Origin of the sequence: Nocardioides albus (assembly GCF_014648255.1) — a bacterium.
GTDB lineage: Bacteria > Actinomycetota > Actinomycetes > Propionibacteriales > Nocardioidaceae > Nocardioides > Nocardioides albus.
The window spans coordinates 132,167-144,016 of sequence record NZ_BMQT01000005.1; the positions used below are offsets into that span (position 1 = coordinate 132,167).

Genomic DNA, 11,850 nt, shown 5'->3' on the forward strand with positions numbered 1-11,850 from the left:
ACGAGGAGTTCATCATGCCCGGAACCTCCCCCTGGTCGGAGCTGCCCGATGCCCTGCGGGCAGAGCGCGTCGACGACATCGCGGTGCTGACCCTCGCCCGCCCCGCGAAGCGGAATGCGCTCAGCGACGAGGCGGTGCTCGGGATCGAGCGGTTCTTCGATGGCCTCGAGCCGGACGTACGCGCTGTCGTCATCGACGCTGACGGCGACCACTTCTGCGCCGGGCTCGACCTCGCCGAGATGACCGAGCGCGACACCCTCGCCGGGGTCACCCACTCGCGGATGTGGCACCGGGTCTTCGAGAAGATCGAGTTCGGGCCGGTCCCGGTCGTGGCGGCGCTGAAGGGGGCCGTGGTCGGGGGCGGGCTGGAGCTCGCCGCCGCCGCGCACATCCGGGTCGCGGAGGAGTCCACCTTCTATGCCCTGCCCGAGGGACAGCGCGGGCTCTTCGTCGGTGGCGGTGCCTCGGTGCGCGTCCCGCGGCTCATCGGGGTCTCCCGGATGGCCGACATGATGCTGACCGGCCGTCGCTACGACGCGCAGGAGGGGCTCGGGTTGGGCCTGAGTCAGTACGCCGTCGCCGACGGCACCGGCCGCAAGACCGCCCTCGAGCTGGCCGGCCGGATCGCGCAGAACGCGCCGCAGACCAACTTCGCCGTCGTCCAGGCGCTGCCGCGCATCGCCGAGGCCAATCCTCGCGACGGCTTCCTGATGGAGTCGCTGATGGCCGCGATCGCGCAGGGGACCAACGACGCCAAGGGCCGGATGCAGGACTTCCTCGACGGCAGGGCCAAGAAGGTGACGGACCAGTGAGCGCGACCCGGCAGCAGATCGAGCAGGGCGATGTCGTCTGGACTCCGCCCGCGGACATCCTGTCCGCGTCCCGTGTCGGTGAGTTCCTGGCCTGGGTCGCGCGCGAGCGCGACCTGGAGATGACCACCCACGACGAGCTCTGGACCTGGTCGGTGACCGACCTCGACGGCTTCTGGTCGGCGGTGTGGGAGTTCTTCGGGGTGCGGGCGCATGCTCCGTACGAGGCCGTGCTGGCTTCTCGGGACATGCCCGGGGCGCGCTGGTTCCCGGGGGCGCTGCTCAACTATGCCGAGCACGCGCTCGGCACCGACGCGGATCTCGACCGGGTCGCTGTGCTCGGCCGCTCGCAGACCCGTGACGACGTCGAGCTGACCTTCGGCGACCTGCGCGACCAGGTGGCCCGGGCGCGGGCGGCGCTTGCGAGGCTGGGTGTACGCCGCGGCGACCGCGTCGCCGGCTACCTGCCCAACATCCCCGAGGCTCTGGTCGCCTATCTCGCGACCGCCAGCCTGGGCGCGACCTGGGCGAGCTGCGCCAGCGAGTTCGGGCCGCGCAGCGTGATCGACCGGTTCGCCCAGATCGAGCCGGTCGTGCTGCTGGTCGCCGGTGGCTACCGTTACGGCGCCAAGGACATCGACCGGCGTTCTCAGGTGGCTGAGATCCTCGCCGAGCTGCCGTCGGTGCGCCACGTGGTCGATGTCGAGTACGGCCAGCACCGCGTCGAGGACGCGCTCTCGTGGCCGTCTCTTCTCGCCGCGGAGGAGGCGGCTGAGCTCGCCTTCGAGCCGGTGCCCTTCGACCACCCGCTGGTGGTGCTCTTCTCGTCCGGCACGACCGGCCGGCCGAAGGCGATCGTCCACGGCCACGGCGGCATCCTGCTCGAGCACCTCAAGAACCACGCGCTCTCCTGGGACATGGGGCCCGAGGACCGGATGCTCTGGTTCTCCACCACCGCCTGGATGATGTGGAACGCGCTGGTCTCCTCGCTCCTGGTCCGCTCCTCGATCGTCATGGTCGACGGCAACCCGATGCATCCCGACCTGACCTGGCAGTGGCGGCTCGCGGCGTCGACGGGTGCAACGGTCATGGGCGCCAGCCCGGGTTTCGTGATGGCCTGCCGCAAAGATGGCGTCGACCTCAAGGACCTCGGCGACCTGCGGGTTCGCGTCCTCGGCTCGGCCGGAGCGCCGCTCCCGCCCGAGGGCTACGCATGGCTGTCCGAGCAGCTCCCGGGCACCCAGATCAACGTCGGCAGCGGCGGCACCGACGTCTGCTCCGGCATCGTGCAGAACAACCCGCTGCTCCCGGTCTACGCCGGTGAGATCTCCGGCCGCTGCCTCGGCGTCGATGCCCACGCCTACAACGAGTCCGGCCGCCCGGTCATCGGTGAGCTCGGTGAGCTCGTCATCACCTCGCCGATGCCCTCGATGCCGGTCGGCTTCTGGGGAGACGAGGACGGCAGCCGCTACCGCGACGCCTACTTCGACCACTATCCCGGCGTGTGGCGTCACGGCGACTGGATCCTCTTCCACGACAACGGCAGCTGCCACGTCGCCGGCCGCTCCGACGCGACCCTCAACCGGGGCGGCGTACGCCTCGGCACTGCTGAGTTCTACCGCGTCGCCGAGGAGGTGGACGGCGTCGCCGACTCGCTGGTCGTCCACCTCGAGGACCCCGACGGAGGCAACGGCGAGCTGCTGCTCTTCGTGGTCACCGACGAGGGCACACGCCTCGACGACCCGCTCCGGGCCCGACTGGTCCGCGCGCTGCGGTCGGCGCTCTCCCCGCGACACATCCCCGACCAGGTGATCGAGGTGCCCGCGGTGCCACGCAACCTCACCGGCAAGAAGCTCGAGCTGCCGGCCAAACGCATCCTGCAGGGGGCCCGCTTGGAAGAGGTCGCCAGCCGGGACGCGCTCGCCGACCCGTCATCCCTGGACCCGTTCGTTGCGCTGGCGACCTCGGGCGCACTGAGCAGGAGGACCGCATGAGAAGCGGAGAGAACGTTCGTACGCTCGGGGTCGTCGGTACCGGCGCGATCGGCGTCAGCTGGGTCCTGCTCGGGCTCGAGCACGGGCTCGACGTGGTCGCCTGGGACCCGGCCGAGGGTGCCGAGGAGCGCCTGCGCGCTCAGGTCCCCGCGCTGGTCGAGCCGCGAGGCCGCCTGCGGCCGAGCGTGTCGAGACCAACACAGTCCGCCAGCGCGCTCCGTTTCGCCGAGAACCTCGACGAGGTCGGACGCGAGGCCGACCTGGTGCTCGAGAGCGGCCCCGAGCGCCTCGAGGTCAAGCGCGAGATCTTCGCCGCGCTCGACGAGGCGGCTGCCCCCGACGTACTGCTGACCAGCAGCTCCTCCGGCCTGATGCCGAGCACGTTCCAGGACGCCTGCACGCACCACCCGGAGCGGGTGCTCGTGGCGCACCCGTTCAACCCGCCGCACCTGGTGCCGCTGGTCGAGGTCGTAGGCGGATCGGCGACGTCGACGGAGGCCGTCGAGGCAGCCCTGGAGACCCTGCGTCACCTGGGAAAACGCCCCATCCACATCCGCCGCGAGGTCCCCGGGCACGTGGCCAACCGGCTCCAGGCGGCGCTGTGGCGCGAGGCGTACCACCTCGTCGACCAGGACATCGTCTCGGTCGCCGACATCGACACCGCGATCGCCGACGGCCCCGGGCTGCGCTGGTCCCTGCTCGGTCCCTTCGCGACCCAGCACCTCTCCGGCGGCCCCGGCGGGCTCGGGCACGTGCTCGAGCATCTCGGCCCGCCGATGATCGATTGGTGGGACGACCTCGGTCACCCGGAGCTCACCGCCGGGCTGGTCGAGAAGCTGGTCGACGGGGTCGACGAGGAGCTCGACGGCACCTCTGCCGAGGACCTCGTCGCGCGCCGTGACCAGGCGCTTCGGCGACTGCTGGAGATCAAGACCGACCTCGGGCTCGGCTGAGTCCACGAGCTGAGTCCACGAGAGGAACGAGGATCGACATGTTGGACAGCGGCATCGGATCGTGGCCCGCCCGCCGGGCCCGGATGACCCCTGGCGCCCGGGCGTTCGTGCAGGACGACGCGGTGGTGACATACGCCGAGGTCGACCGTCTCGTCGAGGCCGTCGCCCACGGGTTGCGCGCCCGCGGCGTCGCGGCCGGCGACCGGGTCGCCTTCCTCGGCCTGAACTCGATCGAGCTCGCGGTCACGCTCTTCGCCACCGCCCGGCTGGGGGCGGTCTTCCTGCCGCTCAACACCCGGCTGGCGCCGCCCGAGCTCGCCTGGATCCTCACCGACGCCGAGCCGGCGCTGCTGATCCACGCCGGCGACTTCGACGAGGCGGTCTCCTCCGAAGCGGTCGCGGCTCTCGGGCTGCCGGGCCATCGGTTCACCCCCGCTGGCGGGCGTGGCCTCGACGGGTTGGTCTCGACAAGCTCGACCTCCGGGGGCGGTGACGTCGAGGTCGGCCTGGACGACGTCTTCATGATCCAGTACACCTCCGGCACCAGCGGCCGCCCCAAGGGCGTGATGTTGACGCACGGAAACATCGCCTGGAACGCCTTCAACCTGCTCGTCGACGTCGACGTCCGCTCCGACGAGATCGCCCTGGTCACCGCCCCGCTGTTCCACACCGCCGCGCTCAACCAGGTGCTGCTCCCGACCTTCCTCAAGGGAGGTACGTCGCTCATCGCGGCCCGCTTCGACCCGGCCGCCGCCATCGCCACCATCGAGCGGGAGCGGGTCACCCTGCTCTTCGGCGTCACCTCGATGTACCAGGCGCTCGCCCAGGAGCCGACCTGGGCGACCGCCGACCTCGACAGTCTCCGCTCGGCCCTGAGCGGCGGCGCCCCGATCCCGCGCACGCTCCTCGACACCTGGCAGAGCCGCGGCCTGCACATCATCCAGGGCTACGGCCTGACCGAAGCCTCTCCGGGGACGACCATGCTGCGCGCCGGCGACGGCCTCGACAAGCTCGGCTCGGCCGGCACCCCCTGCTTCTTCACCGACGTACGCGTCGTCGCGCCCGGCAACCAGGAGGCGGCCCCCGGACAGGCCGGTGAAGTGCACGTCAGTGGACCCAACGTGACGCCCGGCTACTGGCACAACGAAGCGGCGACGGAGGCTGCCTTCGACGGGCCCTGGCTGCGTACGGGCGACGTCGCGATGCTCGACGACGACGGCTTCCTCTATGTGGTCGACCGAGTGAAGGACATGTACATCAGTGGCGGCGAGAACGTCTATCCCGCCGAGGTCGAGCAGGCCGTCTACACCCATCCCGGCGTCGCCGAGGCCGCCGTCATCGGCGTCCCCGACGAACGCTGGGGAGAGGTCGGACGCGCCGTCGTCGTGCGTCGCCCCGATTCCGCCCTGACCCGGGATGACCTGCTGAAACACCTCGACGGGCGGCTCGCCCGCTACAAGATCCCCAAAACCGTCGTCTTCGTCGACGAGATCCCGCACAACGCCTCCGGGAAGCTGCTGAAGTCCCGGGTCCGCGAGCTGTACGGAGCCCCGGAAGGAACCACCCCATGACCGGCCCGACCCGCTACGAGCCCCGCATCAACCCTGCCGAGATCCGCGCTCTCGACATGCACACCCATGTCGAGGCCGACCACCACGGCCACCTCGCGCTCGACCAAGAGCTGATGGACGCCTCGGCGGCGTACTTCCGTGGCGACCACCCACGCACCCCGACCGTCGACGACCTCGCCGCCTACTACCGCGAGCGGAACATGGCCGCGGTGATCTTCACCGTCGACGCCTCCACCGGCCTCGACCACCCGCCGCTGTCGAGCGAGGAGATCGCCGAGCGTGCGACCGAGCACGCTGACGTGTTGATCCCCTTCGGCTCCGTCGATCCCCGGAAGGGCGAGGCCGCGGTGAAGCAGGCCACGAAACTGGTCGAGGACTACGGCGTGCGCGGCTTCAAGTTCCACCCCGGCCTGCAGGCTTTCTCCCCGAACGACCCGGAGCACAGTCCGCTCTGGGCGACCCTGCAGGAGCTCGGCGTGGTCGCGCTCTTCCACACCGGCCAGACGGGGATCGGCGCCGGTCTGCCCGGTGGACGCGGCATCAGGCTCCGCTACTCCGACCCGCTGCTCCTCGACGACGTCGCCGCCGACTTCCCGGACCTCCAGATCGTGATGGCGCACCCCGCCGTCCCCTGGGTCGACGTGCAGATCTCGATCGCCACCCACAAGGCCAACGTCCACATCGACCTCTCCGGCTGGTCGCCGAAGTATTTCCCGCCGCAGCTGGTCAAGCAGCTCAACGGCCCGCTGCGCCGCAAGGTTCTCTTCGGCTCCGACTTCCCGGTGATCACCCCCGACCGCTGGTTCTCCGACCTGGAGAAGGTCGAGATCAAGGACGAGGTCAAGCCCTTGGTCTTCAAGGACAACGCCCTCCGGTTGCTCGGGCTCGCCTGAGCCTCGCTTTTCACCGGCGTACCCCTTGACGGGGTGACGTGTGTCACTACAATCGACAGGAATCCTGATAAACAGGAATCCTGAATGGAGCCCCCAATGACCCTCACCTCCGGTGGTAGCACGACCGCCCCACGTACGCAGATGGGCCGGATCGTCGCCAGCAGCTTCACGGGCAGCCTGATCGAGTACTACGACTTCCTGCTCTACTCCACTGCCTCGGCTGTGGTCTTCAACGAGGTCTTCTTCTCCAACCTCGACCCGGTGACCGGCACGATCGCATCCTTCGGAACCTTCGCCGCCGGCTACCTGGCGCGCCCGCTCGGTGGCGTGATCTTCGGCCACTTCGGCGACCGGCTCGGCCGCAAGAAGATGCTGGTCCTGACCATGCTGATCATGGGTGTGGTCAGCTTCCTGATCGGCTGCCTGCCGACGTACGGCCAGATCGGCGCGGCCGCGCCGGTCCTCCTCATCGTGCTGCGGGTCATCCAGGGTGTCGCGGTCGGCGGCGAGTGGGGCGGAGCGGTGCTGATCACCGCCGAGCACGCCACCTCCCGGCGTGGACTCTGGGCATCGTTCACCAATGCGGGCGCGCCGGCCGGCATGGTCCTCTCCACCGCGGTGATGGCGCTGATGGCCACGGTCACCACCCCCGAGCAGTTCACCGCGTGGGGCTGGCGGGTGCCGTTCCTGCTGAGCATCCTGCTGCTCGCGGTCGGCCTGTGGATCCGGCTCAGCGTCACCGAGTCGCCCGCCTTCGAGGCGATGAAGGAGAAGAAGGCCGACGCGAAGACGCCGCTCATGGAGGTCCTCCGCAACCACCCGCGTACGCTCCTGCTGGCCGTCGGTGTGGGGCTCGGTGCCTTCGTCGTGCAGGGCACCTTGACCACCTTCCTGATCAGCTACGCCCTCGGGGCGGGCTTCGAGCGCGCGACGGTGCTCAACGCGCTGACCCTGTCTTCGGCGGGCGCCGTTGTCGGCATCCTCGGCTGGTCCGCACTCTCCGACCGGGTCGGGCGCCGGCCGGTGGTGCTCTCCGCCGCCGTCGCGACCGCGGTCTTCGCCTACCTGCTCTTCCCGATGCTCGACAGCGGCAGCACGGCGTTGCTGGTCCTCGCGGTGGTCCTGGGGCAGTCGGTCATCCATGCCGCTTTCTACGGCCCGCTCGCCGCACTGATGAGCGAGGTCTTCAAGACCTCCTCGCGCTACACCGGCGCTTCGCTGGGCTACCAGCTCGCCGGTATGGGCGCGGGGCTCTCGCCGCTCCTGTTCGCCTCGATGCAGAAGGCCGGCGCGAGCACGCTCATGCTCTCCACCGTCATCGCTGCGTTCTGCCTGCTGAGCGTGTTCTCGCTGGTCAGGCTGGGAGAGACGAGCACTCGAGAGCTCGTCGACGCCTGAGCGTACGCCGCCGGCCGAGACCGCCGGCGGCGCACTCGGCGGTGTTCCCGAGCGCGTGAACGGGAGGTGTCCGGCCCGTGCACACAAGTGTGGATGCGCACTAGTGACCAGCGGAAACCGTGGTCAACCCGGCCCACCAGGGCCTTGCATATGAGTGCTCGATCTCCACCACCTCAGTGCCATCGAAGGATCACCCCATGCAGAGTTCATCCAGGTCCGCCCGAAAGGGCGTGAAACGTCGCAGCAGTGCGGTCGGCCAGGGCGCAGCTGCCTTGATCGTCGCCACCGGTCTCGTCGGCACGGCAGTCTCGGCTGCCCAGGCGGCGCCCCTCCCCGCCGCCGAGGCTCCCGGGTCGGCGGTCGCCGGTTCGGAGACCGAGACCCCCGCCCTCGTCACCGGGCTGAACGAGCAGGCCGAGGGTTCGGGTGCGGCCGCGGCCGCCCGCGGACACCTCGCCTCGAAGCCGGGCCGCTACCACATCGACAACCCGAGCAAGAACCTCGTGCCGGTCGGCACGGAGTCCGATGGTGCGAAGGAGACGGTGCGCCTTCAGCAGAAGTACCAGGGTGTCCCGGTCCTCGGCGGGGAGTACCTCGTCCGGATGGAGAAGAAGGACGGCAAGCGGGTCGTCACCGGCACCTCCGGGAAGTACTTCACCGAGCTGGACCTCGACTCGGTCACCCCGACGGTCTCGGAGGAGGTCGCGATCGAGCGGGCCATCGCCGCGGTCGCCGGCCAGCCCGGCGGGCTGCTCCGCAAGGACTCGATCAAGACCGCCAAGTCGTTCGCCGGAAAGGTGAACGGGCTGACCGTCCTCCCGCAGGGCAAGGGCCTGCTGACCCGGCACGTCACGGTCACCGGCGTCGGATCCGACGGGATGCCGGTCAAGCAGGAGGTGTACGTCGACGCGAACGCCGGCTTCCCGGTGCTGCAGTACAGCTCGATCAAGACGACGGTCGGCACCTCCGGTACTGCCACCGGTACCGCCGGCGAGGCGACCGAGACGGGCGAGGCGCCGGGCACGACGGCTACGACCACCCCGGGCGCGGCCATCGGCAGCGGCGTCCGCTACAACGGCGAGACGGTGGAGCTCAACCTCTACAAGACCGGCACCAAGCCGTACCAGATGATCGACTACAGCAAGCGTGCTGCTGACTCGCCCTTCCAAGGCCAGATGATCAAGACCTACGACGCCAACGGCGCCGACGCCCGGTTCGCCTCCGGCGTGTGGCCGAGCCAGGCGACGATCGGCGCGTCCGAGACCGCTGCGTTCGGCCAGGAGTTCACCGACTCCGGCATGATCGACGCGCACTGGGCGGCCGGCGAGGTCTACGACTACTTCAAGTCGAACTTCAACCGGGCGGGTCTCGACGGCACCGACGAGTTCATCAACTCCATCGTGGGCGTCACCGCGAACGGCCAGCCGTTCCCCAACGCCTTCTGGGACGGTCAGAAGATGGTGTACGGCAAGGGTGGCGGCGACTACCGCACGTTCTCGGCCGACGCCGACGTCGTCGGTCACGAGATGAGCCACGGTGTCATCGAGCACACCGCCAACCTGGTCTACGTCGGCCAGTCCGGCGCGATGAACGAGGCCATCGCCGACTACTTCGGAAACGCCATCGATCTCGCGACCAACGGCATGGCGATGGATGACCCGGACGCCGGGCTGCTGGGCGAGGACCTGTGCATCACCGCGGCCCCGCGTGACTGCGCCCTGCGTGACCTCAACGACGGCGCCACCACGTACGACGACTTCATCGGCGTCACCTACCGTGGCGACAACGGCGGCGTGCACCTCAACTCCACCATCTTCTCCGGCGCCCTGTGGGACATCCGGGAAGAGCTCGGCAGCGAGCTCGGCGACCAGATCGTCTACCGTGCCCTGTCGGCCTACATGACCCCGCTCGACGACTTCATGGCCGGCCGGGCCGCCGTCGTCGCCGCTGCTCAGGAGCTCGGCGCGACCAAGGCGCAGGTGGCGGTCATCGAGGCTGCCTTCGATGCGCACGGCATCGAGACGGGCTGGGAGGACCAGCTCGGCGTCGACAGCGACCTCCTGATCGCCGACAACAACATCGCCAACACCGGCGTTGGTGCCGGCGGCGGCAAGTACGCCGTCTCCCGCACCAACCAGGACGGCGCCGAGCCGTACTCGGTGTGGCTGGGCAACACCAGCGGCAAGGGCCAGCCGGAGCTGGTCAGCGGCAACAACGGCAGCTACAACGTCTACGCCGACACCGACGGCAAGACCGTCGCCTGGGCCGAGTACACCGGTAGCCAGATCGTGATGCGGGCGCGCCCGGTCGCGGGTGGCCTGACGAAGTCGGTCTACTTCAGCCACGCCGGTCCGGTCTCGTCCGTGGCCGTCGACGGTGATCTGATGGTCCGGACCGTGACCGACTACACCACCGGCACCCTGCACGTCGCCTGGGCCAACATGAAGACCGGTGAGTCCGGCCTGGTCGACCCCGGAAACCCGTACGTCACCACGGCGCTCCCGTCGGTCAAGAACGGCAAGATCGCCTACGCCAAGATGTGGTCCGAGGCCGATGGCTACCGGTTGGGCGTCGAGGTCTTCGACACCGTCGCCGGCACGAAGACGCTGATGCCGATGGACAACGCCAACGTGAAGGGCATCGGCCAGACCGCCGTCACCGACACCGGTGTCGTCTGGATCGAGGACAACGACATCACCGACGCCGGCCAGGCCGCCGTACGCAAGGCGAGCTTCGACGGCTCCAACCCGGTCACCCTCACCCCTGAGGCCGGCGACGGCGCCCTGATGGCCTACACCCTCACCGCCTCCGACGACGCGGTCACCGTCACGAACCTGCCGTTCGCCACGTCGTGGGCCAACGAGACGCTGCCGCGTCAGTACCAGGTCGCGCTCGACGGGAAGAAGGGTGCGCAGCGGATGTCCTGCAGCCGCGGCGAGCAGATCTACGCCGCAGCCGACGAGGGAAGTCGAGTGCTGTGGTTCGACGGCACCACCAGCCACACCAACCTGGTGAAGCGGGACCGTCCGGCTGGGCGGTGCTGATCCACTGGTGAGCTAGCGCTGCTGCGCTGATCGACCGGCGGCCGGGTCCCTCGCGGGCCCGGCCGCCGCGTCATTCCAGCCAACCTCGCCGGCCGGCCTGCACGCCGGCCTGGAACCGGGTCGACGCTCCGAGCTTGGCCAGCAGGGCACTGATCCGGCGGCGTGCGGTGTGCACGTGGACGTCGAGCTGGCGCGCGATCCCCTCGTCCTTGAGGCCGCTCGCGAGCAGGGTCAGCAGCGCGCGCTCTTCCGCAGTGGGAGGACCGGACGGGTCGACGGACGCGTCCGAGCCCCCCTGTACGGCTGCGAGCGGCAGCGCGGTGTCCCAGGTCGCCTCGAAGAGCGGAACCAGCGCGTTAGCGAGCAGACCGTCGTGGATGATCAGGGCCGACTCCAGCGGGTCGGCCACCATCGAGGGGGGCAGCATGGCCGTCGTCCGGTCGGCGATCATCAGCTTGGTCGGCAGGTCGGCCCGGATCCGGACCCCCATACCGAGATCGGCCAGCTCGCTCACCGCCGCCATCCGGCCAGGCAGATCCAGGCCTTCGGGCGCCATCACGTTGCGCACGTGCACTCCGCGGAGGACGGCCAGACCGGTCTCGGACTCGGCTGCCGGCGGTCCCTTGGGCATCTCGGCGTACGGCGGCAGCACGTTCTGGGCGTACGGCGGCGCGTTCAGCACCATCAGCTCGGTCCGCGCCGAGGAGATCAGCGCGCTGGCGCGCCGGCCAACCTCCTCGACGCCGCGGACGAGCTCGATGCCGTGGGCCGCTAGCACCTCCGGTGCGGCAGTCACGAACCCGGACGCGAGCTCGTCGAGGACGCCGGCGGCCGTCTCGAGCTCCGCCAGCTCGGTCTGGCGCTCGGAGACCCTTCGGTGGTGGAGTGCCCGCAGCGCGGTCGACGGGGCCAGCACCCCGTACGAGGTCAGGAACCCCAGCTCTCTGAGCCGCTCGATGGCGGCGCGAGCCGCGTCTTCGGAGACTCCACCGGCGGCTGCCAGGGCAGCGACCTCGAGGGGGCCGCGCACCGTGAGCGCCACCTGGTAGAGCCGCTCGGTCTCCGCGTCGATCCCGATCCACGCCTGCGCCGAGAGCTCGCCCGTCATGGCTGCGAGCCGATCGAGCGCCCACAAGTCTGCATGCCCACAACTGTGCACCACCCCGCTCCCGCCCGCCCCACCCCCCC

At 70.0% G+C, this 11,850-nt stretch carries 8 protein-coding genes; 7 read left to right on the forward strand and 1 reads right to left on the reverse strand.

The annotated features are described in order from the left end of the window. Nucleotides 1-14: 14 nt before the first annotated feature. The 7 genes from IEY84_RS11965 (at nucleotide 15) to IEY84_RS11995 (ending at nucleotide 10,662) form a co-directional block, all read left to right on the forward strand. On the forward strand, nucleotides 15-812 hold the full coding sequence (locus IEY84_RS11965) for a crotonase/enoyl-CoA hydratase family protein (protein ID WP_183547452.1): 798 nt from the start codon (nucleotides 15-17) through the stop codon (nucleotides 810-812). After that, nucleotides 809-2,803 carry an acetoacetate--CoA ligase gene (locus IEY84_RS11970; RefSeq protein WP_229788610.1) on the forward strand — a complete coding sequence of 665 codons (1,995 nt, stop codon included), beginning with the start codon at nucleotides 809-811 and terminating at the stop codon, nucleotides 2,801-2,803. Before IEY84_RS11965 ends, IEY84_RS11970 begins: the two co-directional genes overlap by 4 nt. Beyond that, nucleotides 2,800-3,756 carry a 3-hydroxyacyl-CoA dehydrogenase NAD-binding domain-containing protein gene (locus IEY84_RS11975; RefSeq protein WP_183547456.1) on the forward strand — a complete coding sequence of 319 codons (957 nt, stop codon included), beginning with the start codon at nucleotides 2,800-2,802 and terminating at the stop codon, nucleotides 3,754-3,756. The genes IEY84_RS11970 and IEY84_RS11975 overlap by 4 nt, the downstream gene beginning before the upstream one ends. A 38-nt stretch (nucleotides 3,757-3,794) precedes the next feature. Beyond that, complete coding sequence (locus tag IEY84_RS11980; protein WP_183547459.1) at nucleotides 3,795-5,327, forward strand: acyl-CoA synthetase; 1,533 nt, start codon at nucleotides 3,795-3,797, stop codon at nucleotides 5,325-5,327. Continuing rightward, on the forward strand, nucleotides 5,324-6,220 hold the full coding sequence (gene couO, locus IEY84_RS11985; RefSeq protein ID WP_183547462.1) for a 4-hydroxyphenyl-beta-ketoacyl-CoA hydrolase: 897 nt from the start codon (nucleotides 5,324-5,326) through the stop codon (nucleotides 6,218-6,220). The genes IEY84_RS11980 and couO overlap by 4 nt, the downstream gene beginning before the upstream one ends. A 96-nt stretch (nucleotides 6,221-6,316) precedes the next feature. Beyond that, nucleotides 6,317-7,618 carry an MFS transporter gene (locus IEY84_RS11990; protein WP_183547465.1) on the forward strand — a complete coding sequence of 434 codons (1,302 nt, stop codon included), beginning with the start codon at nucleotides 6,317-6,319 and terminating at the stop codon, nucleotides 7,616-7,618. A 197-nt stretch (nucleotides 7,619-7,815) separates the two neighbouring features. Continuing rightward, nucleotides 7,816-10,662 (forward strand): M4 family metallopeptidase, encoded by a 2,847-nt coding sequence (locus IEY84_RS11995; protein ID WP_183547468.1) that lies wholly within the window; start codon nucleotides 7,816-7,818, stop codon nucleotides 10,660-10,662. Between the two features lie 70 nt (nucleotides 10,663-10,732). Here the strand turns inward: IEY84_RS11995 and IEY84_RS12000 are convergent, their stop codons facing one another. Then, a complete protein-coding gene (locus IEY84_RS12000) occupies nucleotides 10,733-11,770 on the reverse strand; it encodes a helix-turn-helix transcriptional regulator (protein WP_183547470.1) in 1,038 nt (345 codons plus the stop codon). Between the last annotated feature and the right edge of the window lie 80 nt (nucleotides 11,771-11,850).